Annotated in this window: 23 protein-coding genes; 14 read left to right on the top strand and 9 right to left on the bottom strand. The window is 35.0% G+C overall.

Translation table 11 applies throughout. The features are described 5' to 3' along the window. Positions 1 to 5: 5 nt before the first annotated feature. Genes infB through ubiA form a run of 3 tightly spaced genes read left to right on the top strand, consistent with a single transcriptional unit; the run spans position 6 to position 3,599 of the window. On the top strand, positions 6 to 2,330 hold the full coding sequence (infB, locus tag OM961_RS01655) for a translation initiation factor IF-2 (protein ID WP_264339227.1): 2,325 nt from the start codon (positions 6 to 8) through the stop codon (positions 2,328 to 2,330). Between the two features lie 9 nt (positions 2,331 to 2,339). Next, positions 2,340 to 2,738 (top strand): ribosome-binding factor A, encoded by a 399-nt coding sequence (locus tag OM961_RS01650; protein ID WP_006279769.1) that lies wholly within the window; start codon positions 2,340 to 2,342, stop codon positions 2,736 to 2,738. A 3-nt stretch (positions 2,739 to 2,741) separates the two neighbouring features. Beyond that, the gene (gene ubiA, locus OM961_RS01645) at positions 2,742 to 3,599 is read left to right on the top strand and encodes a 4-hydroxybenzoate octaprenyltransferase (protein WP_264339226.1); all 858 of its coding nucleotides are present in this window, start codon (positions 2,742 to 2,744) and stop codon (positions 3,597 to 3,599) included. A 790-nt stretch (positions 3,600 to 4,389) separates the two neighbouring features. On the opposite strand, the gene OM961_RS01640 is transcribed toward ubiA, so the two are convergent. From OM961_RS01640 to OM961_RS01630, 3 genes are all read right to left on the bottom strand, one after another. After that, positions 4,390 to 5,868 carry a UbiD family decarboxylase gene (locus tag OM961_RS01640; protein ID WP_264329614.1) on the bottom strand — a complete coding sequence of 493 codons (1,479 nt, stop codon included), beginning with the start codon at positions 5,866 to 5,868 and terminating at the stop codon, positions 4,390 to 4,392. Between the two features lie 95 nt (positions 5,869 to 5,963). Continuing rightward, a complete protein-coding gene (locus OM961_RS01635) occupies positions 5,964 to 7,043 on the bottom strand; it encodes a Fic family protein (protein ID WP_182319894.1) in 1,080 nt (359 codons plus the stop codon). Positions 7,044 to 7,053: 10 nt separating this feature from the next. Then, positions 7,054 to 7,206, bottom strand: coding sequence for a hypothetical protein (locus tag OM961_RS01630; RefSeq protein ID WP_007548541.1), 153 nt, complete (start codon positions 7,204 to 7,206; stop codon positions 7,054 to 7,056). Between the two features lie 324 nt (positions 7,207 to 7,530). Here OM961_RS01630 and OM961_RS01625 point away from each other — a divergent pair, with 324 nt between their 5' ends. Beyond that, a complete protein-coding gene (locus OM961_RS01625; RefSeq protein ID WP_264339225.1) occupies positions 7,531 to 8,289 on the top strand; it encodes a DsbA family protein in 759 nt (252 codons plus the stop codon). A 190-nt stretch (positions 8,290 to 8,479) separates the two neighbouring features. Beyond that, positions 8,480 to 9,076, top strand: coding sequence for a TIGR02217 family protein (locus OM961_RS01620; RefSeq protein WP_264329612.1), 597 nt, complete (start codon positions 8,480 to 8,482; stop codon positions 9,074 to 9,076). Positions 9,077 to 9,206: 130 nt separating this feature from the next. Here OM961_RS01620 and OM961_RS01615 read toward each other — a convergent pair whose 3' ends face one another. The 4 genes from OM961_RS01615 to purE form a co-directional block, all read right to left on the bottom strand. Next, entirely contained in the window at positions 9,207 to 9,995 is a 789-nt protein-coding gene (locus OM961_RS01615) for a hypothetical protein (RefSeq protein ID WP_264339224.1), read from the bottom strand. Between the two features lie 244 nt (positions 9,996 to 10,239). Further along, positions 10,240 to 12,894: a 2-oxoglutarate dehydrogenase E1 component gene (locus OM961_RS01610; RefSeq protein ID WP_264339223.1), complete on the bottom strand. Its 2,655-nt coding sequence runs from the start codon at positions 12,892 to 12,894 to the stop codon at positions 10,240 to 10,242. A gap of 891 nt (positions 12,895 to 13,785) precedes the next feature. Further along, positions 13,786 to 15,603 carry a DNA mismatch repair endonuclease MutL gene (mutL, locus tag OM961_RS01605; RefSeq protein WP_264339222.1) on the bottom strand — a complete coding sequence of 606 codons (1,818 nt, stop codon included), beginning with the start codon at positions 15,601 to 15,603 and terminating at the stop codon, positions 13,786 to 13,788. Between the two features lie 7 nt (positions 15,604 to 15,610). Beyond that, entirely contained in the window at positions 15,611 to 16,102 is a 492-nt protein-coding gene (purE, locus tag OM961_RS01600; protein WP_174515715.1) for a 5-(carboxyamino)imidazole ribonucleotide mutase, read from the bottom strand. A gap of 436 nt (positions 16,103 to 16,538) precedes the next feature. Between purE and OM961_RS01595 the strand changes: the two genes are divergently transcribed. The 9 genes from OM961_RS01595 to OM961_RS01555 all read left to right on the top strand — a co-directional run bounded on the left by OM961_RS01595 (position 16,539) and on the right by OM961_RS01555 (position 22,305). After that, positions 16,539 to 16,835, top strand: a complete 297-nt coding sequence (locus tag OM961_RS01595) for a helix-turn-helix domain-containing protein (RefSeq protein ID WP_010081926.1) — start codon at positions 16,539 to 16,541, stop codon at positions 16,833 to 16,835. Positions 16,836 to 16,895: 60 nt separating this feature from the next. Further along, the gene (rpoZ, locus tag OM961_RS01590) at positions 16,896 to 17,291 is read left to right on the top strand and encodes a DNA-directed RNA polymerase subunit omega (protein ID WP_151807669.1); all 396 of its coding nucleotides are present in this window, start codon (positions 16,896 to 16,898) and stop codon (positions 17,289 to 17,291) included. A gap of 28 nt (positions 17,292 to 17,319) precedes the next feature. Next, a complete protein-coding gene (locus OM961_RS01585; protein ID WP_007548527.1) occupies positions 17,320 to 17,565 on the top strand; it encodes a monovalent cation/H+ antiporter complex subunit F in 246 nt (81 codons plus the stop codon). Positions 17,566 to 17,571: 6 nt separating this feature from the next. After that, positions 17,572 to 17,859, top strand: a complete 288-nt coding sequence (locus OM961_RS01580) for a monovalent cation/H(+) antiporter subunit G (RefSeq protein ID WP_264339221.1) — start codon at positions 17,572 to 17,574, stop codon at positions 17,857 to 17,859. A gap of 1 nt (position 17,860) precedes the next feature. Continuing rightward, complete coding sequence (locus tag OM961_RS01575; RefSeq protein WP_015589497.1) at positions 17,861 to 18,388, top strand: DUF4040 domain-containing protein; 528 nt, start codon at positions 17,861 to 17,863, stop codon at positions 18,386 to 18,388. Continuing rightward, on the top strand, positions 18,381 to 18,800 hold the full coding sequence (locus OM961_RS01570) for a Na(+)/H(+) antiporter subunit B (RefSeq protein WP_006279705.1): 420 nt from the start codon (positions 18,381 to 18,383) through the stop codon (positions 18,798 to 18,800). Before OM961_RS01575 ends, OM961_RS01570 begins: the two co-directional genes overlap by 8 nt. Beyond that, the gene (locus tag OM961_RS01565) at positions 18,797 to 19,108 is read left to right on the top strand and encodes a cation:proton antiporter subunit C (protein ID WP_006279706.1); all 312 of its coding nucleotides are present in this window, start codon (positions 18,797 to 18,799) and stop codon (positions 19,106 to 19,108) included. Before OM961_RS01570 ends, OM961_RS01565 begins: the two co-directional genes overlap by 4 nt. A gap of 138 nt (positions 19,109 to 19,246) precedes the next feature. Continuing rightward, a complete protein-coding gene (gene rpoD / locus OM961_RS01560; protein ID WP_264339220.1) occupies positions 19,247 to 21,199 on the top strand; it encodes an RNA polymerase sigma factor RpoD in 1,953 nt (650 codons plus the stop codon). 140 nt (positions 21,200 to 21,339) lie between these two features. After that, entirely contained in the window at positions 21,340 to 22,305 is a 966-nt protein-coding gene (locus tag OM961_RS01555) for an SGNH/GDSL hydrolase family protein (protein ID WP_264339219.1), read from the top strand. A gap of 174 nt (positions 22,306 to 22,479) precedes the next feature. Here OM961_RS01555 and OM961_RS01550 read toward each other — a convergent pair whose 3' ends face one another. Further along, on the bottom strand, positions 22,480 to 22,740 hold the full coding sequence (locus OM961_RS01550) for a hypothetical protein (RefSeq protein ID WP_007548520.1): 261 nt from the start codon (positions 22,738 to 22,740) through the stop codon (positions 22,480 to 22,482). 72 nt (positions 22,741 to 22,812) lie between these two features. Beyond that, positions 22,813 to 23,073: an IS110 family transposase gene (locus OM961_RS01545; protein ID WP_010082049.1), complete on the bottom strand. Its 261-nt coding sequence runs from the start codon at positions 23,071 to 23,073 to the stop codon at positions 22,813 to 22,815. Positions 23,074 to 23,296 lie beyond the last annotated feature (223 nt).

Raw genomic sequence — 23,296 nt, 5'->3', positions numbered from 1 at the left:
ATAATATGAATAATGAAGATATCAGTGATAAAAAATTAACGCTCCAAGGTTTAAGCAAGCTTAAATTAGACCTCAATTTAAACTCTTCAGCTAGCCCAAGTACTGGAGCTACAGTAGTAAAAAAAAGAAGAAAAAAATCTCATGATGCAGAAGAACATAATTTATTTGAAGAGAGTAAATTAGGTTCTTTAACAGAGAAAGAACAAATTTTTCGCATTAATGCTGTGCAGAATGCTGCTTTGCTGAAAGAAAGAAATCAGAGAGAAGAAAAAGAGAAAACAGCAAAAGAAGACAGCAATAAAGAGATTGACGAGAAAAATGAAGCGGACGCTTTATCTAAGGAAATAAATAAGCAAGTTTTAAGTAATACCCACTTAGTTGAACCAAAAGAAGATAGTATTGACCATGAGGACAACGATAAAAAGTCTTTTAAAGTCAACAAAGATATATATTCTAAGCATTCTAAACTGGTAATTGCACAGGCAATAGATGAAAAAACTGAACAACCCCCTGTATTTAAGCAAAGGTTTGGTATAAGAGGTAGAAAGTCAAAGTTTACTAAGGGTAAAAATATATCAAGAGAAGTTATTATACCAGACAAAATAACTATCAGGGAGTTATCTATTCGCATGGCAGAAGATAGCAAGAGTGTGCTAAAAATGTTCAAAGAAGAAGTCGGTGAGAGTTATAGAGTAGATGATCTGGTGGATCCAGATATAGCATGTGAAATAGTGGAAAAATTTAATCATACGGCTAAACGAGTGAGCGATACCAACAGAGAAAAAGATTTATTTTTTATAGAAGGCAGAGAAAGCCTGCCTAAAAAACCTAAACCACCAATCGTCACTTTTATGGGACACGTCGATCATGGTAAAACCTCATTGCTCGATGCATTTCGTGAATCTAATGTTGCAGAAAGAGAGTCAGGTGGCATAACTCAACACATAGGTGCTTATCAAATAACGACAAAAGATAAGCAAAAAATTACCTTTATTGATACACCAGGACATGAAGCGTTCACTGCGATGCGTGCACGTGGTGCCAATATTACTAATATAGTTGTAATAGTAGTTGCAGCTGACGATGGAATCATGAAACAAACAGTTGAAGCAATAAATCATGCAAAAGCAGCAAATGTTTCTATTATAGTTGCTATTAATAAAATTGATAAATCTGAGCCTGGTGATGTGGAGAAAGTAATGAGTAGCTTACCTCAATATGATCTCATTCCTGAAGAGCTTGGTGGTGATGTTATGATTGTGCCAGTATCAGCAAAAAAGAAAACTAATTTAGATAAACTAGAAGAGACGATTTTGTTAATCGCTGAATTAATGAAGCTAGAAGCAATAGAAGATTGTCGAGCACTTGGATGGGTAATAGAATCCAAAATAGATAAAGCGAAAGGAATATCAGCCACATTGATAGTTGAGGAAGGAACGTTAAAGGTTGGTGATATATTGGTAGTTGGTACAACATACAGTAAAGTACGTAGTATGGTTAATCACCTTGGTCAAAGAGAAAAAGCAGCACTACCCTCTGCTCCAATTGAAATTACTGGTCTAAATGGTGTGCCAAATGCTGGAGATAAATTTGTTGTTATAAATTCTGAAAAGCAGGCACGTGAAATTATTGAACATAGGTTAGAGTTAATCAAGAAAAAAGAAGAAAATTTAGATGAGGATGATTTAGATATATTCAGCCGTAATAACAGTGAAATAGAAGAACTATCTGTAGTTTTAAAGTGCGATGTAACTGGTTCTATTGAAGCAATATCAAATTCAATTGATAAACTCGGTAAAGATCAAGTGAAATTAAATATCCTACACAAAGCAGTAGGAGGGATAACAGATTCAGATGTGCTGCTTGCAGAAGCATCAAGTGCAGTAATTTTAGCTTTTAATGTAAAAGTGGACTCAAAAATAAGGGACTTGGCAAAACAAAAAGGTATAGAAATACATACTTATAACATAATATACGAGCTCATTGACGACATGAGAATGTATTTAACTAAAATGTTAAAGCCTGTTACACGAGAGGTTCGTGTTGGTTCTGCATCTGTAAGGCAAATATTTAATGTATCTAAAGCTGGTAATATCATTGGATGTTATGTAAGTGATGGAGTCATAAAAAAAGATTCTTTAATTAAGGTAGTGCGCAATAGTAAATTGGTGCATGAAGGAAAGTTAAAAGCACTACGTAGATTTAAAGATGATGTTAAAGAAGTAGGTGTAAACTTTGAATGCGGAGTATCACTAGAGGGTAATGTCGATATTAAAGTTGGAGATATTTTGGAAGCTTATCAATTAGTGCAAGAAGAAAGGGTGTTATAGTAGCTGGATATGAAAAAGGAAATTAGAAACCTAAAGATAGCATCGGTATTGCATAGAGCAATATCAAGAGTTCTAATGGAAGGTAAGGTGTTCAATAAAAATGTAGCGGTATCTGACGTAAAATTAAGTAAAGATTTGAAAAAAGCAGATGTATATATTGTGTTATCTTCATTGAATATTCAAGTAGCTGACTACTTAGATCCAGAAAAAAGACGCACTGGAGATCCTTCTGAGAATAATTGTGATATTAATACTGTTGTTAATGAAATGAACCAATCTGCATGGTCAATACGTAAATCTATATTGTGTTATGTTGATTTGCGATTTATACCTGAACTAGTTTTCAAGCCTGACTTAGCGTTCGATAATTTTGTTAATGTAAGCAAAATATTACATAATCACACTTAATTAATGCATTTCAATCGTTACTTTTCATTAATGAGGTTGCACAGTTTAACGGGTTTGTGGCTTGTGCTATTTCCCAGTTTGAGCGGTATTCTTTTAGCCTCAACTTCTCTATCGTATCAGGTTCTTTTTCTCCTTGTTTTGTTTACTATAGGTGCATTTTTAATGAGACCCGCAGGGTGCATAATCAATGATATCTTCGATAGAAAAATAGATGCGCACGTTGAACGAACAAAATATAGGCCACTTGCAAGTGGTGCATTAAACATAAAGCAGGCTTTAGCTTTACTTTCACTGCTACTGTTTATTGCCCTGGTAATCTTATTATTAACTAATAAAACTACACTCATACTTGGAATAATCTCAATGTGTATGATAGCTACTTACCCTTTATTAAAGCGGTATGTTTGGTGGCCACAATTGTTCTTAGGGTTTACCTTCAATATGGGATCGCTCATGGGCTCAGCAGCAATAACAAACCAGATCAGTATAGAATCCTTGCTGTTTTATATAGGATGCGTCTTTTGGACACTTAGCTATGACACCATATACGCCCATCAAGATAAAAAAGATGATGAAAAACTCGGGATGAAATCTACCGCATTATATTTTGGTGATACAACAAAATCTTGGTTGAAAAGATTTTATTTAATATCTCTTATGACGTGGCTATATGCTGGTATCTTATCATCATTAAATAACATTTTTTATATTGCTCTACTTGCTGTAGGGTTCATATTTCACCGCCAATACAAAAATTTCAATCCTGACGATCCCAGTCAATGCATGTCCATATTTAAAAATAATTCCTACGTAGGGTTGCTGCTCTTTTTCGGCATTCTTTTAGATAGAATTATCACCTAGGTCTCAAGAGTTTCGGCTCTAATGAAATCAATAGACTCAGGTAGCCCGCAGAAACAAAAAAACTTGCTTGACAAACTCCGCCAGCCCTCTTATCATGAAACTGAAGCTATTGTATTTGCTTTCGCCAATCTGCAGATTAAAAGGTAAGGATTACTTAATGTATCGGCGTCTTATGTTCAATTTTTTGCAGTATATAGATACTGTATGTCTTTACAAAACTTCATCTACATCTAGATTTTTATCTAAATAAGCTGAACGCGCTTATAAAGCGTTACAAGACATCAAAAAATGCCAATACTCGACAGAGATAGTAAAAGACTAGCTAACTCGGGGATTCTTTGTCTTTTTTTCTGCTTAGTAAATTTCTTAAACATTTGCAGCGTAAGTTAGTTGCAATTAAAAGCGGCTGAATCTCGCTTGTCAAGCGTTTAAAACATAAAAAACGCCAATATTTTAAAGCGGATAATAACCCCAGGGCTTCTTTTGCCTTTTTTTTCATTTGGTAAATTTCCTAATATTTACAGCTAAACAACAACCGTCATCCCTAAGTATCCCGCTGCTTGTTAGCGGCTGAGATACCGCGAATGAATCGCGGTATGACGGTTCGCGGCAGGATGACGATAAGCTCGTCATCCCACTACTTGTTAGCGGCTAAGAGATACCGCGGCGGTATAGCTATAGGATGACAAAAAAAAGGGCACTGTGACGGACTTAAATCACAATTATCAGTTAATGCCAATCGCGGCATTATAAAAAACGCCAAACTTTTTTCTGCTTTTATGCAAGAAGTCTAGTCCATATATTCCTCCCACTTCTCCGCGACTTTCCTTACTATTTCCTCACTCATCTCAATTTTCTTTCCCCACTCTCGTTTGGTTTCAGGCGGGATTTTATTTGTCGCATCAAATCCCATTTTACCTCCAAGTCCACTTTCAGGGGAAGCAAAGTCTAAATAATCAATAGGTACACTTTCTATCATGATTGTATCACGCACAGGGTCCATCCTCGTTGACATTGCCCACATTACTTCCTTCCAATCACGTACATTTATATCATTATCAACAACGATAATAAACTTCGTGTATAAAAACTGCTTTAGAAAAGAAAGTATGCCCATAACAATTCTTTTTGCCTGCCCTGGATAGGATTTTTTTATCGACACTATCGCTATTCTATATGAGCAACCTTCCGGTGGCAGATAAAAGTCCACTATCTCTGGAAATTGATTGATAAGAATGGGCACAAAAATTTCATTGAGTGCTTCACCAAGAATCGATGGTTCATCAGGTGGCTTGCCAGTGAAAGTGCTAAGATATATCGGGTTTTTACGCATAGTAATTGCAGTAATATTAAATTCAGGAAATTGCTCAACAGAATTATAGTAGCCGGTGTGATCTCCGTATGGCCCTTCGTCTTGATATCTATCCAAACTCACATAGCCTTCCAGAACGATTTCCGCGTGAGCTGGTACTTGAAGTGGAATAGTCTTACAATTTACCAGCTCAAGCGGCTTCTTTCGCAGTAGTCCAGCAAATTGGTATTCTGACAATGTTTCTGGCACTGGAGTTACCGCAGCAATAATCGTTGCAGGATCACTACCGATCACAGCAGCAGCAGGAAATTTCATATTTCTGCCTTCTTCCTTCCAACGCTTATGGTGAGTTGCGCCACCCCTGTGTGCAAGCCAACGCATTAGTGTTGTTTTTTTATCTATAACCTGCATACGATATATTCCAAGATTAAAATTATCTTGCTTTTCTTTCGTGGGTCCTTTCGTTACCACAATTGGCCAGGTGATAAGTGGTGCAGGTTCATTTGGCCAGCATGTTTGAATGGGCAGTAGACTTAGGTCCACTTCATCTCCGGTTAGCACTACCTCTTGACATGGAGCCTTGCTCACGACTTTACTTCGCATCGATAACACGACTTTCAACAAAGGAAACATTTTTATAGCATCCTTAAAGTTTTTTGGCGGCTCAGGTGATTGCAAAAATGCTAAAAGTTTACCAAGATCTCTTAGTTCATCAGGGTTTATGTTCAACCCCAATGCAATCCTCTTAATAGTACCAAATAAATTCACCAAAACTGGAATCGAATTTTTGCCATTTTCTGTGATAACATTTTCAAAAATGATCGCTGGCCCTTTGCTTGACAAAACTCTGCGATGAATTTCTGTCATTTCAAGAACTGTTGAAACTTCCTCCTTAATCCTAATCAGATCTTTTTTTTCTTCTAAGGCTTTGATGAAGTCACGTAAGTTGTTGTACATATTCCAGTTTTTAAAATTTTAAGTTTACATTTAGTTTTCAAGCACTTTATTGAAATTTGACCTATGCACTACTTTCCTGCCTAGCGAGCTTTCAGTTAATTTGAGATCAAATCCTCATATTGCTTACTAAGTTTGTATTTCCTTCCTCTATTGGAAAAATCTACAATCTTGATAAACCCCATTTCCACCCACTTTTTACAAAGTTGCGCACTGGTACGAGGCTTAAAATTAAATAGTTCGCCAACCTGACTAGCTGTAATAGCGGAAAACTCCTGGAAGAGCTCAAGAGCTTTGCGTTGTTTAGGATCAAGCTTACGTATAAGATCAGTCTGATCAGCGTGGTATTCTTCTTTATTTATACGTTGTAAAACGTTCTCAAATGAATTTGCCATACCTTCTACGAAATACTCCACCCACTTAGTAATATCTGCTTCAGCTCGTCCCATGTAATAGTTGTGCGATGGACCTATACTGATTGCTTCATAATACGCTCCTAGATTCTTAGCATAATATTCTTCCAATGAATAAAGTCCTTTTAGGTCATACCCACCAAGGTGTAAAATTAATGTAGTCAACAATCTTGCAGTACGACCATTACCGTCATAGTAAGGGTGAATTGTTACAAATTGATAATGCGCAATACCTGCAATAATTGGGCAAGGCACTTGCTCACTGTTACGAATCCAATCAATCATACTGCTCATGAGCTTTGGTACATCCTTTGCTTCAGGTGGCATATAAATTATTGCACGTGTAAGACTATCGCGGATAACATTTTGACCATCACGATAAGGTGTTGATTTTATTTTAGATTTTCCACTTGCTATTACTAGAGCATGTAGTGTTTGAACAGCTTTCTCAGTAATGGGTATTCTCCTTGCTGCCCATTGTTCAACTTGAGTTAAAGCTGCATAATATCCTTTAACCTCATTTTCATCTCTCCTATATTTTGGAAAGTGGCTTTTACCACTTAAAACCTCTTCAATCTGTTTAGGTTCAAGTCGATTTCCTTCAATCATAGTAGAATAGTGTGTGGTATAAAGCCGTGCAGTTTCACGAAGAGACAAAAGCATTGATACAGTGAGCGGCAAATGTAACACTTTTTCTTTTGCTGCTTCAATCCTTATAAGACAACTAGCAATTTTAGAAGTAATCGTATAATTCGGCATCGGCATAATATCTGCATTACATTACTTCTATATTATGCTGATAAAATGCAGATAATACAACATTTACACGACGCCGACCATAAACAGCAATAAATTCGGCTGATTGAGAAAGAAGTTTGTCTTGTAGAATAGCTATTTCTTTTTCTCTGCCAATTATTGGTTCACTCATATGTTTATTCCGCGGAAAATTATACACAGCGGAATAAAATTATCAACTTTGTTTTACCGCCGTACTTACAGCGTGGCGGTAAAAGATAGAGCATCTCATAATTGGCTATTCTGGGGGTAGTTTGGTCACCTACATTATCAAGTCTTCTGATGAACTTTGTGACAATATACCTAATCATTGTACGTAAAGTTTGTATTCGAGGCAAAACTGACTATAAAATACACTTGATATAAATGTTTTTATATATTAACATTAGATGCTTCTTTTAATATACAGATAAATGTGTACTAAAAGTTTTATGTTGTAGGTTTTTAAATAAATTGTATGTCTAGAATATCGTTTTTATTAATTTTAATAATAGCAATAGCAAGCTTGCCGATAATAAACAATTGGCTTTCAAATCGCAGCCAAATGCTAAGCGATGATTATATAGGTGAGAAATTAGATAATTATATAAGCAGAAATTTTGATAAGATCGTAAAAACTCTCAAAGAGGAGTCGATTAAAAGTAGTTACGCTGCTCGAGATAATGTAACCAAAAGTAAAATTTCACAATACAAGGATCAAATATTTGACCTTACTTATCCTTACTCCGGAAATGAAAATAGTAGTGTTATAGCTGTAGGCTTCCTTGACTATTCTTGTGGACATTGCAAAGCTATAAAGAATGATATAAAGCAGTTAATTAACGACGGCAAAATTAAGTATATCTTTAGGGATGCTCCAATACTTGGTAACGCTTCTTTAAAGGCAGCAAAAAGTGCTTTAGCTGTCTATTTTCTCGATAAAGAAAAATATTTCGATTTTCACCATGCTGCTTTAAGTCACAAAGGAGAATTTTCAGACGAAAGCATATTGGATATAGTGAAAAACATAGGGATTGACGAGGACGATTTTAATGATTCCATAAAAGATAACGCGGACAAAATTGAGCAAATGATAAACAACAGTAGGCTTCTAGTAAGAGATTTGGGAGTAGGTGGTATACCTTTTTTAATAATTGGAGATAGCCTGTTTGTAGGAGCAACTGATTTGAATGTATTACGCAAAAAAGTAGATGAATTAAGTCACAAGCAAGGCTAGTTACAGTTTGCCATAAAATTTTATTTTTTTGCTTGACAACTCAAATGAACCTGAGTATAGTAACTGTGGGTGTGACAGCAGTTTAACTCAGTAGTCTCATCCACTTTCCATAGCGTCATTTACTATGTGAAACGCTTTCAAATTACAACATTTTCTTCAACCAAACTATTTTACTTTCACAGGAGGGTATATGTCATTCACAGAAATTAGATTTCCAGAAAATATATCTTATGGTTCCACTGGAGGACCGGAATTTTCCACTGACGTTGTAACAACTCACAATGGTTGTGAACAGCGCAACATCAATTGGTCTCATGCACGCACTAGATACAACATAGCTTACGGGGTCAGATCAAACGAGCAGCTACTAGAACTAATAACATTTTTTCATGCACGAAAAGGTAAAGCAATAGGGTTTCGTTTTAAGGATTGGTCGGATTTTATAGCCATTAATCAAGAGATTGGTATAGGAGATAACAAAAAAACGACTTTTCAGCTAATCAAAACTTATGTAAGTGGGGAAGATAAGCATATACGTATGATCAAAAAGCCAGTACATGGGACAGTAAAGATTTATTTAAATGGTAAAGAAGAGAGTGAATATTCAGTAAATTATTCAACTGGAGAAATAACATTTATGAAGCCACCAGTAAAAGATGTGATAATCACTGCGAGCTTTGAATTTGATGTGCCCGTGCGCTTTGATACAGATTACTTAAACGCTTCTATTGATGACTATGGAAGCAATAGCTGGAATAATATCCCCTTGGTGGAAGTGAAATTTTAGTTATAAGCGAGCATAGATCCACATCATAGTAGGGCTACTAGTCACCATCAATTGAAAAAATTAAGCACCACTGAGGCTCTATATTTAAATGAGCCTTAGTATATGCAATTATTTTAAACTTTATCACCAGCTATATACTACAATGTTGCTGAGCTTTGCTAACATTTACACTTGAAGCTTGGGGAGATTCTAACTCAGTGCTTTTTTCTTCCTGCAAAATAGAAAGCTTCAACAATTCCTTTAGAGTTAATTTTTCAAGTGTTGTATCATCTTTGTTTAAGATGTAGTCTAGCATGTTGTTTTTCTGTAAGCGATTAACAAAATATCTATCTTCCTCATTAAGAACCTCTATCTTGTTAATACAAGATAATACTAAATCCGAATTCTTTGTTGCTAAAATTCCATTCAAAAAGATATCTAATTTTGTTTTATCTTCAGTTAAGTCTTCAGCTAACCTATTTCTGATATTCTCATTGTCAAACACAATGTACTCGAGGTACGAGGAAGGCTCAATAAGTATAAAGTCCTCTAAAGGCACTAGTTCTGGATAGGTGCCAGCGTAATCAAGTATGCCACACTCAGTAATACACCCTCCTTTTCTTATAACACAGCAATTGAGACGACCATGATACATTGATAACAAAGAAAAAAGACGTATTATACTTGTACCTCTATCTTTCATTTCCTCGAAAAGCTTCCTATCATTTATTAATTTGTGCAAAATGTAATCCATAGCAGGACCTGGTTTGCGGAAATGAAACATATTATTCTCTTCAAAAATGGCCTCAGCTAATTCGATAGATTCTTTATCCTCATCTACAAAAGCTTTTTCATTTCTATTTAACTGTATGATCTCAGCTTTGCTATCTCTGCGTAGACCAGTTCTCCTTATTAACATCTCAAATATTTTTGTATTCATATATATCCTATATTAATTAAAGTAAATATTAATAATGTTTACTTTTTAAATAAAAATAAATGAAAATTTTAATAAAAATTAAATTTTTTTTAATAGAATAAAAATCTTTTATATTTGCTTGAGTACCAAAAGGGTTTGATTGGTGTGATACGTTTTCTATCGCGCCTGGCTGCAGTGCCCAGCGTCAAGATCTGATGAACAATGTTCGCTTGCCAGCTTTCGCTTCAATATTTGCACAATTGTGCTAGATCCCCTGCATAACCTGCTTTAAAATCTCCTCCTGCTGCTGAGTGTGAACACTAACATAACCACATGCAGGAGATGCAGCAGCAGGTCTTGCGATACACTTAGGTCTTTTTGCTTGGATATCGAGATTAGATAACACTTCTTCTATCAATGGGTTGACAAAAAACCATCCTCCCATATTTTTTGGTTCTTCTTGACACCATATAATTTCAGCGTTTTTGTACTTTTCAAGTTCATTACTTAGTTTATCTGCAGGAAAAGGATAGAATTGCTCCAAACGTATTACTGCTATATCGTTTATTTTTTGTGCTTCACATATGTCGTAATAAACTTTACCACTGCATATTACAACTTTACGTATTTTATCATTCGAAACTAAACCTGTTCTACATTCTGGAATTACTGTGAGGAATTTTCCTTCAAAATCAGATAGGTTAGATACTGCTCTTTTGTGGCGCAGTAGCGATTTAGGTGTAAACACTACCAGAGGCTTACGAAAGTCTCTATGCATTTGTCTGCGTAAGACATGGAAGTAATTCGCCGGAGTGGAACAATTAACTACCTGCATATTATCCTCTGCGCAGAGTTGCAAAAATCTCTCTATACGTGCGGAGCTATGCTCAGGTCCCTGTCCTTCATAACCATGAGGCAGCAATAAAACTAGACCGCTTGATCGCAACCACTTTGTTTCTGCAGATGCGATAAACTGGTCGATCATAATTTGCGCACCGTTTGCAAAATCACCAAATTGTCCTTCCCAGAGCACCAGTGAATACGGAGAATCAAGACTATATCCATATTCAAAGCCCATTACAGCATACTCAGATAGTGCGCTATCTATGACCTCAAAGTGAGCTTGCTTTTCATTTATATTGTTTAGCGGAATAAATGCTTCTTCTGTTACCTGATCAACAAGCCTTGAATGACGGTGCGAGAAAGTTCCACGACCAGAGTCTTGTCCTGATAAACGCACTCCTATTCTTTCTGTGAGCAGTGATGCAAACGCAAGACTTTCGGCAGTTGCCCAGTCTATATTACTACCAAAATTTATGCTGTCTATTCTGCCATCGAGTATTTTTCTAACCTTATTGTTAATGTTAAAGTTACTTGGGATATTGCTATTTATACGCACACCTAATTTTTTCAGCTCATCTGGCGGAACACCAGAATCCGTGTAGTATTCGCTCAAATCGTTCAGCTTTGCTCTTCTTAATTTTGACCACACTCCACCGAACCAGTCAGCTTTTTTTGGAGTGTAAGCCGCTGATTCAGCAAGACTTTTATCTAATTTTGCCCTGAATTCACTGCGCAATTTATTTACTTCATCGCCATCTAATACTTTCTCTGCAGTCAATTTTTCTTCATACAATGTTCCAGGAGTTTTATGCTTTGATATCGCCTTATACATAAGTGGCTGAGTGAAATTCGGTTCATCACCTTCATTATGGCCATATTTGCGGTAGCACATTATGTCAATTACTACGTCCTTTTTAAATTTCTGCCTATATTCCATCGCCAGACTTGTAGCAAAACTCACAGCTTCCGGGTTATCTCCATTGACGTGAAACACTGGAGCTTCTATTGATTTTGCTATATCAGTGCAATAAAAAGAGGATCGTGCGCAACATGGGTTAGCAGTAAAACCAACTTGGTTATTAATGACAATGTGCACAATGCCATCCACTTTATAGCCTTCAATATTGCTTAAGGTTAAAGTTTCAGCAACCACTCCTTGACCGATGAAAGCCGCATCACCATGAATTGATATGCCAAGCACAGATCTTATATTCTGTTTTGCTCTTATTCTTCCAGCCAAAACCGGATTTACCGCTTCAAGGTGAGATGGATTAGGGCATAAACTTAAATGTATTTTTTTGCCACCTGAAAGTGCTCGATCAGAAGAGTAACCAAGGTGATATTTAACATCACCGGACACCTCAAGACCACTTGGGTATGCAAGATTGCCTTGAAATTCAGACAGCATTGCCGCATATTCTTTCCCCATCACTTTGGTTAGAACATTGAGTCGTCCGCGGTGAGCCATGCCAAGGACTATTTCTTCAATACCAAAAACCGTAGAATCACTAATGATTTTTTCAATTGCAACGATAGCTGACTCTCCACCTTCGATAGAGAAACGCTTATACCCAGGAAATTTCATATGGAGAAATTGTTCGAACATCTCAGATTCGATCAAGTGCCTCAGTATTTCTTTTTTGTCTTGTGAGCTCAGCGTATAGGTTTGATTTTCGATCTTTTCCTGCAGCCACATTTTCTCTTCATAAGAGGAGATATGCATAAATTCAAAGCCAATATTCTTGCAGTAAATATCTCTATAGATTCTAGTATCATCCGTAGGAGATAGATTCGAATATTTCTGATAATCTATTTCTTTATTTCCACTTGGCGATAATGGATCAAGGTCTGCAAAAAGATGACCATAAGATCTGAAGAAATTTGCCAAATCAGAAGCCGAATCATCCACCTTAGTTGCATGTTGTGCACCGCAAGTCTCTGCTTTATTAACTTCTAAATTGCTTGAAAAAACTCTGTGCCAATCCTTCCCGATTGATTTATCGCCCTGCAGATAACGGCTATACATTTCTTCCACAAATTCTGCATTATCACCATAAAGGCAGCTTAAACTCGACATAATTACTATAAAAAGTATCAAATACTTATAAGTATAACTTAAGTTTTTTAAAAAAGAACTTTTTTAGTTTCTATACGTCATACCGCGATTCATTCGCGGTATCTCTTAACATAGATCCCGCTAACACGTAGCGGGATGACGATTGTCAGGGTGTCATTCCAGCGCGTGACGCTGGAATCCAGTTTTTATTTGCAGCCTACTTGACTCGAAGCTAAGTTTTCTGGATCCAAATAGTCAAGGCACTGGGATGACAAAAAAAGGAGCACTGGAATGACAAAGCTATAGGTTGCAAGCGAGACATCATACCGCCGCGGCGCTAACAAGAGATCCCGCTAACACGTAGCGGGATGACGGTTGTCGTTTAGCTATAAACATTAAGAAATTTACTAAGCGAAAAAAAAGGCAAAAGAAGCCCCGTGGTGGTTGGCTATTTACCATGTACTAAAATATCGGCGTTTTTTTTATTCTAAAACGCTTGATTAAGAGCGATTTAGCTGCTTTTAACTTGCAACTAACCTACACCGCAAGTGTTTAAGAAATTTACCAAGCAGGAAAAAAGGCAAAGAAACCCTAGGGTAGCTAGTATTCAAATTCTCCCTTGTCAATTTGACGTTTTTTGCTGTCTTAAACGCTTTGTAAGCGCGTTTCGGCTTATATAGGTAAAAACCCAGAAATTTTTAAAGACATGCGATGCACGTAGTGCGAAAAATTAAACATGAGACGCCAAATACCCTAAGTTTTTTGTCATTAACCTGCACAGATTGCGAAGATAAATAAATAGCTTCACTTCCATGATAAGGGGGCTGACGGAGTTTGTCAAGGAAGTTTTTTCGTTTCTATGAGCTACTTGGATGACGAGAAAGGAGCACTTACATATTTATGGCAACCTCATTACCTACGCTCAAAAAGTTTTTCAATATCACTGAGTTTCATTTCTATATAAGTTGGTCTTCCGTGGTTGCATTGCCCGGAATATGGGGTTTTTTCCATTTGTCTAAGCAGCACATTCATTTCTTCTAATCTCATTTTTCTACCCGCTCTAATTGATCCATAACAAGCGATAGTGGCCAATATTTTGTTCACTTTATCTTCTACTGGCAATGTATCTTCTATTTCCGTTAATCTATCAATTATGTTAATTAGCATCTCTTTCACATCTATTGCTCCCAAAATTGCAGGGATTTCTTTTACTATCACTTTATTTTCTGGTTTGATCTCAATATCAAAACCCATTTCAAATAACTTATCTTTATAGACTTCAATCATCTCCATTCCGGCTTGATTTTTGATTTCAACCGTTTCAGGAAGAAGTAGTTTTTGTCTTTTTACACTTGATTTTTGTTTTAAGCATTCATATACTAGCCTTTCGTGGGCTGCATGCTGGTCGACTATAATCAATTTGTCTCTTACCTCGGCAATAATGTAAGTATTATAGACCTGACAGCGTGCAAACCCGAGCGGGTGGCTCTCTATCAAATCAACTTGCTCTAACACCTTTTTTTCTAGAACCATAGCCTCCGCTTGTGCTGGGAATTTCTGTATGCCGGTATAATCAAACGATTTTGACTGTTCTGATAAGCCTTTTGCTTTTTCATTTGGAGAAGCAAATTCTTTTATTAGTTGATTTTCAAAAGGACTTGGCCTTCTTTCATTTTGAACATTAGGTTTATCAAAAGGATCTGGCAATGTTGAATCCATTTTCTGGTCATGCGCTGGAAAGGTGCCTATCCTTCTTGACAATGCTTTAATTAATCCTCTTGTCATTATCTCATATATGAGCTTCTTATTCTGAAACCTTACTTCTGACTTATTTGGATGCACGTTTACATCTACTTGATCATAAGGTATCTCTAAATGTAACGCTGCAAAAGGATACCTATCGCTTGGAATAAAATCATGATATGCATACCTAACTGCACCAATAAGTAAATTATCTTTAATTGGCCTTCCATTAACAAACGTATAGATCTGAGTGGACTTACCACGATTGACGGTCGGCTTACAGATGTGTCCCGTAAGTTTAATGTCGTCTTCTTCTTCATTGACCTCCAAAGAATTGCCCTGAAATTCTTCTTCTACTTCACACAATCTATGAAATAACGAAGTCTGCTTAGCGTATTTTAAGAGCTTTTTATTACCTGAAGTGAGAGTAAACCCTATATGATAGTTAATCATTGCTAGGTTGTTTACAATATCAACAATGCTTTGAGTTTCTGCTCTTTCGGTTTTTAGAAATTTTAGTCTATTTGGGGTAGCGAAAAACAAATCTCGTACTTCAATATGTGTCCCTTGTGATAAAGAGTAAGGAGTTTGCTCCCCTATTTTCTCTCCACCCTCATAACTTATAGACCATGCTTCACTTGCTTCTCTTGCCTTAGACGATAATTTTATCCTACTTACTGCTGCTATTGAAGGCAGAGCTTCTCCTCTAAAGCCAAGATGCTTGATTTCTATCAACTCATTGTCGCTCAATTTTGAAGTAGCATGGCGCATAAACGCAAGTTCTAAATCGTTTTTTTCTACTCCGTTACCATCATCTGTCACAATAATAAGGTTACGCCCACCACTTTCTATTTTAATCTCTATTTCTAAACTTCCAGCATCTATTGCATTTTCCACTAATTCCTTTACTACACTTGCTGGCCTTTCTATCACCTCCCCCGCTGCTATACGGTTTATGGTTTTTGTGTCTAAAAGAATTATTGCCATAGATTTATTATGAAACTGGTTTTTCTTTTACTTCTTTGGTCTGTTTCTCTCTCCACTTTTTTAACCTACCTGCAATTTCACTGTTGGAAATTGACAATATAGATACGGCAGTAATGGCAGCATTATATGCTCCATTTTCTCCTATAGACATGGTTGCAACTGGAACACCCTTTGGCATTTGAACTATAGAGAGTAGACTGTCCAGCCCATTTAATTGTTTACTATGCACAGGAACACCGATAACTGGTAAACAAGTTAGTGACGCAACCATACCAGGTAAATGAGCTGCACCTCCTGCACCAGCTATAATAACCTTAAAACCTTCTTCTTGTGCAGATTTAGCAAAATTGAAGAGCCTTTCTGGCGTTCTATGTGCAGATATTATGAATATGTCATGTGAAGCTTCTAATGCTTTTAACATATCAACGGTATGGACCATAGTGGTGTAATCTGACTCACTTCCCATAATAACAGCAATATCTTTTTTTATTTTTGTCATATTCAACACAATTTTACTTACTAACTAAATAATGTTCCAGCTAAAAAGCAACAAATATTTAAATTATATTATAAATATAATATATAGAATTCTCGTTAAAATAGAAATTTTAAAAATTTAAATAAATATTTATATTAAGATATAGAGATATAAACTTCTTATGTAAGATAAATTTATAAAATAATTATTTTTGTATTTCAAGCTTTGTAATCTTAGCTTGTTCTTTCTATAAATGGTTTTTTCAGATAGACTGATGGTAGAATGGTAATTTAAAATTACTAGAAATTTGATAAAAATATTAATATACAATCAACTTAAAGTTTTAAATATTGATATCATATAATTATTGACAAGTTACATGATATTAATATCTTGGTATATTAAATATTATGTTATAATATTTAATAAAGTTAATTGATATGTGAGTGTAAGAATTATGGAAATAATATCGTTAAATAACTTAGACAGTGCAGGAATAAAAACAAAGTTGCTTTATATAATAAATAAAATTATAGAAAAAAATGCTTGGACTCAGGCTTTTGCAGCTGAGAAACTTGGTATTGATCAGCCAAAGGTATCGCAAATTAAAAATGGTAAAATAGATGGTTTTTCTTTAGAGCGATTGTTAGGATTTCTAAAAAAACTTGATCATGAGATAACAATCACGATGACAGAAAGCCAAGAAATAAAATCTGAGGCAGAAAAAGTAAAACATGAAGTTGAATCGCAATAGATACAAAGTTGACAACTTGTTTTTTGTGATATAGTATAAAACTTATTAAGGTAGTATCTTATGGCTGAGTCTATTGTAGAAAAGTGTATAGAACGGGTAAGTAACCGTTTCAAATTGGTTCTGTTGGCAAGTCAAAGAACACATGATTTAAATACAGGGGCAAGTAATCCAATTCAAGCAGCTAAGTTTAAAGGTCATAAAAATACCATAGTTTCCTTACATGAAATAGCAGGAAAACAGGTGGATACTCATGAGCTGTTTAGCCTTTTGGTAGGTAGATGCAAGGAATACATGAAAGGAAATATGAATAATGTTTACAGCAGTAATACAAGTAAGCTAGCGAATTTATTAAATTTTTCTGATAACACAGATCTTGATGCAAGTCAAGAAAGCCAAGATTATGAAGTGGATGATGAAATAAATGATCAAGATGGCGATGAAGAAGTATCCGTTTAGAAATCTACTGAAGTCACATAGTCTTTAAATGATTTGCATTGCTATCTATACACTGTTGTTCTGTATGAGTGTAATGTTGTGTTGCATAGTGTCTAAGTCAAATGATGTGTACAATAAGGTTTTAGCGTTCAATAATTTCTCAACGCAAGTAGTTGTACTTATAACAGCAATATCAATCATTCTGAATAATTTTTTTTTAATTGATATAGCATTGTTGTATGCTAGCGTTAGCTTTATATCAACTATAGCACTAATGAGATTAATGTTGTTTTGATAATTTATGATAGGATCCATTTTCATATTTTTAGGTATTTGTTTGATAATTATTTCAAATATAGGGGTGATCAGATTTCCTGATTTCTATACTAGGTTAAATGCAGCAGGTATTACAGATTCTAGCGGTGCAACGTTATTGTTAATTGGTTTTGCTTTGCAGAATGGATTTTCAATCAATACTGTTAAAATAGTATTATTAATTTTTATAATATGGGTAGCTAACTCAACTAATAGCTATATTTTAGCGCGCACTCATTATAAAGTTAAGAAAAAAACTGTTAAAGGAGGCTAAGGTGTTAGAAATATTAAATGTAGTGTTACTTTTGTTGTTACTAACAGTCACGGTTTTTATAGTTTTCTCGCGACATTTAGTCGTAAGTGCTGTTCTAATGTGTGTATTTAGTTCACTGATTGCGCTTATATACTTAATTATGAATGCACCTGATGTTGCAATTACTGAAGCTTCTGTTGGTGCGGGGCTCAGTACAGTTTTTACGTTTGCAGCACTCTCCTTGATAAAGAATCATAAAGTAAATCTATCTCATAACCCTATAACGCTTTTTTTTATGTTATTTCTGGCTGTATGTTTGTCATATTTTATGATTCAATTGCCAGATTTTGGCAGCCACAATGCTCCGATCCACTTGCATGTTGCTCCTTATTATGTGGAAAATACCGAAAAAGCTACCGGTATTCCTAATATAGTGACAGCTATTTTGGCAAGCTTTCGTGGTTATGACACGTTTGGAGAAACTATAGTAGTTTTTACTGCTGCGCTTTGTATAACGTTGATATTAAAAGAAGAAAAAGAAAATGATTAAAGATCCGATATTAAATGCAGTAACATTTTTGATGATACCTTTTATCATTTTATTTGGTTTATACATACAATTTCACGGTGATTACACTCCGGGTGGAGGTTTTCAAGCAGGAATAATTATTGCCTCCGGGATAATATTATATTCAATGCTATTTGGTGTATCTACAACTCTAAAAGCAATACCTTATTCTGTGATTAGATTGACTAACGTGTTAGGTATTTTAATTTATGGAGGAACGGGCGTTGCAACAACTTTACTTGGCCAAAATTTTTTATCTTATGATATCTTGTTAACCAATAATAGAACCGGTCAAAAATTAGGTATTTTTTTGGTGGAATTAGGTGTAGCATTTACTGTCTGCTCCTCTATGTTAATTATATATATAAATTTTGCTCGTAGGAAAAAACAATGACTTTATATAATTATACGATTATTATTGTATTAATGGTGCTAGGTTTATATATTATTATAAACGATAAAAATTTAATCAAGAAAATGATAGGGGTAAGCGTCTTCCAAGCATCTGTTTTGTTATTTTACATATCTCTAGGATATATAAAAAGTTCCTTGCCTCCTATATTGGTTTCAAATTTTTATTCATATAGCAATCCTATACCCCATGTTTTAATGCTTACTGCTATAGTGGTTGGAATTGCAACATTTTCAGTTGGATTATCCATAGCAGTAAAAATGGAAGAAAAGTATGGAACAATCGATTAAGACAAGTGTACATAAATTAACAGTATCTTAAACTATATGAAGTAACAAATAGCCACAAGTTAAAAGTAAAATTATAGACTTGCTCGTTGTAAGTTTGTTTGTTAATAAGAAATAAAATTATAAACTATAAAGGTAATGATGTCAACTATTAATGATGCAGAAGATAAGAAAAAAATTATCAAAGATCTGGTAACTAAGAGTATAAAAAAGGGTGGTTTTATCACCTTTGATGATATAAATGATAAATTATCAGATGAAAATTTTTCGTCTGACTTTATAGATGATGCTATATCTTTATTGCAGGATTCCGGAATTAATGTGCTTGAAAGTAGCGAAGATGAAGAAGATATTCCTTCCAACAGTGATGATAGTAAACTTGATGATGATGACACATCGCCAAATGTTACTGCAACTTTAGTACAAAATGATGATCCAGTGAGGATTTATTTACAAGACATGAGCTCCGTAAAGCTTTTATCAAGGGCAGATGAAATCGAGATAGCAAAAAAAATTGAATCTGAAAAGCATAACATGTTACGTGCAATAATTGAAACATCAGTAACATTAAAGGTGATAAAAGTATGGCGTGATGATTTAAGTAATGGAGCTCTCTTACTGAGAGAAATTATAGATCTGGATGCAATTTATAACTCTGATTTTAATGTGGTACCCAAAGAAGAAAGTGAAGAGAGTGAAGAAAGTGCTGAAGATGTTGAGGATTCTGAGGATGTTTCTGAAGATGCTGAGTACTGTAGTGATGATGAGAAAGATAGTAAAAAAAGTGATGATGAGAAAGACGGTAATAATGAAGATATAAGTTCAGTCAATTTAAATGTTTCTATTCTTGAAATGGAAAGTGACTTATTGCCAAAGGTCATAGTTGCATTGGATGAGATAATTACTTTAACAAATGAAGCGTTGATATTAAGAAAAAATTCTAAAAATTTCTCTAATGAGCTAGAAAATTTGTATAATCAAATATGGTCTATAGCATTACAAATTAAGTTAAGTGATGCTGCTGTTGCCAGAATTACACAAGAACTTTATAAGATAAATAGATCCATTACGCTTGAAGAGGCTAATCTTATTGCTGAGGCTAGAAAATACGATATCGATAGAGAAAGTTTCTATAAAGTTTATGATGACGTGCTTTTAAAGCACGAATTGAAAAAGATAAGTCTTTTAAAGATCAATGAAAATCAGTCCTCTTTTACAGGTGAATTAAAAAACAAATTTTTAAGGTTTATAGACAATAACTCTGAACATATAGCTAGTACCTTGAACGGTATTAAGCAGCATATACAGGAAGATAACGTACAAGAATTTAAGGAGCTAATCAAGAGAATACAAAAACACGAACGAGAAGTCTCTGAAGCAAAGCAAGAAATGATTAAGGCTAACTTAAGGCTAGTAGTTTCCATTGCTAAGAAGTATTCAAAAAGAGGCCTTGATCTGCTTGATTTGATACAAGAAGGCAATATTGGTCTTATGAAGGCCGTGGATAAGTTTGATTACAAACGTGGATATAAATTTTCAACTTATGGCACTTGGTGGGTAAGACAATCAATCACTAGAGCAATACCTGAGCAGTCTAAAGTAGTTAGAATACCAGTTCATATGGTGGAAATTATCAGTAAAATCAACAGAGCATTAAGAAAGATGACTCATGAGATGGGAAGAGAGCCGACGTTAGAGGAATTGAGTGTAGAACTGACAATGCCACTGGAAAGAATACGCAAAGTTATGAAAATAGCAAGGGATCCAGTAAGTCTTGAAGCTCCAACAGGAAAAGATGATAGTAGTACCTTTGGTGATTGTATAGAAGACAAGCGAGTCTCCAGGCCAGAGGATGCTGCAATACTTGCTGACTTGCGTGGCATTACAACCAATGTTCTTGCAACTTTAACACCAAAGGAAGAAAGAATTTTAAGAATGCGTTTTGGCCTTGGTAAAGATGGGAAGGAACATACCTTAGAAGAAGTAGGAAAAATTTTTAATGTAACACGTGAGAGAATTAGGCAAATAGAGGCAAAAGCACTGCGCAAGTTGAAACATCCAAGCCGTGCTAGAAAACTTAGAGGGTTCTTTTAAGTATACGTGTCAAGTTAAGAAGAAGCTGATTTTGCCCGGAAAAAGTGGAGAGCAAGTTAGGCCAAAGTTGTATAATTTCACCGCTATTTTTCTTTTTCTATGAATCTAATGAAACAACATGCTAATCTACGGTAAATATTATGACAAACAAAAATGACAATTCTAATTCAAAGTATAGAAATTTTTATGTTCTGGGTGATAGCTTATCCGATAATGGCGCAATCATTGGAATTTTAAATAATTTATCCTTTGCAAAAAGCGTAAAATTTGATGATCCTTTTTATCAAGGAAGATCTTTTAGCAATGGCCCTACTGCTGTTGAATATATAGCAAAATATTTAGATTTAGATGAATTTAAACCTGGGTGGAGTTATTCATTTTTTGGGAGATGCCACGAACAGCAAGGTCAGAATTACGCAGTTTCATATGCAACAGCATCTGAAATTTTTGACCCTATTTTTTCTTATTTCTTCAATAAATTTCGTTTAGCTAACCAGCTAGATGCGGTAATTAAACATCATCCAGATATAGGTAAAGAAGATTTATTTTGCATCATAATCGGCGGAAATGATGTTATGGTTGCCACTGCTTATGACGATACTAAAGCGGAAGAAGTGTTGGAACAAGCAGTGAGTGAAATATGTAATGCACTTAAGGTTCTAAATGAACATGGTGTTAAGCATGTAGTTGTTGCAAATGCACCTGAAGTTGGCTCAATACCAGCTTTTAATAGAGATGAAGAAGCAAGGGAACTAGCTACAAAGCTCACGGAGAGTTTCAATGCAAAACTGGCTAAAGGCTTAGATTATATGAAGAAAAGTACAAATCTTGAAATAAAAGCATTTGATCTTAACTCTAAAATGAGAAGTATGTTTAGCGAATACAAGAGCAAAGGTTTAAATTGTCAAGATGCATGCACATCGAACATTGCAGACCAAGTTGGGAGATTTAAAGAAAATATAAAAATACTCTTAAAGTTGATATTTAAAGGGGAACTTGACGTTCACTATAACCCTGGGTGTAGCAAAGAAACACTAAAGGATTATTTCCATCCAACTGCGGAACTTCATCATGAAGTTGGTAATGAAGTGTATGAGTTGATTTGACACAGTTTTTTGAACATATCCTTTTAAATAGTAACCAGACTGCATTCTGTGATTTTTAGCAAAACACGATCTTTCATTTGAGCTTTCTTCAATTTAAAATAAATACAGAAAATTGCTGCCTATAGCTAAACTGACTTAGATTTACCGATAATTTGAAAAACCGTCATCCCGCTACTATATAGTTATTGATATATATTTTCTTTTAAGCTCTTGGTTTTGATCGATAAATGTAATCATTTCATCTTCTAAAGTTTTAATTTGATTACGTAAAATTGCAAGAAGTTCCTCTATTTGTTTGATTATAGATGTATCAGTTACCTGTTGGATTTGGGTTTTTTGTATTTTTGCTATTTCTACAAGTTGGTTTCTACGAGATAATTTTTGTTTCAAGCAATCAATATTACCATTACTAACTGTTAAAGGAGTAACACGCATATCTGTATTATTAATATAACGTGAGATGATACTGCAGTCTATTTATCAGTTTTTGTAGTAATACCAAGGCTTTTAGCATAGTCTCTCCCACCTTGGTTGAATGACGTACACCTCAAAACCATTGCTTAGTAAAGTATAGGCACATAATTTTTCGTATCCACCAGTTGCCTCAAGACCAATTTTGGTTACATTATGCAAACGTAAAAAGTCCAGCATTTCATCAATGGATTGTACATTGTTTTCAAATATTTTATAATGCTCAAGTGGGTGAATGTGGAGATCTAATTTACTTTTGCTAACATCAATGCCAGCAATAATGTTTGATGAATTCATAATTCCTCCGTAATAATAACATATACTGCATTTTCCAGCCTTATATACGAGCCTAAAAGCTCAATCAGTTGTTCGGAACTTTCAGTATAATAAACCAGAGAAGAGAACCTTGCTGAACAACGATTCTTATAATCAAGGGGCGTGACGGTTCCTCTTCTCTGTGTGTCTTTAATATCACTACTTTGATATTTATAAAGACTTGTTCTTAACATATAAGGGAAGT

The sequence above is a fragment of the Wolbachia endosymbiont (group A) of Cydia splendana genome, assembly GCF_947179475.1.
Taxonomy (GTDB): Bacteria; Pseudomonadota; Alphaproteobacteria; order Rickettsiales; family Anaplasmataceae; genus Wolbachia; species Wolbachia pipientis.
The sequence above is the reverse complement of the archived record's forward strand: the minus strand, read 5'-3'. Positions and strand labels throughout refer to the sequence as shown.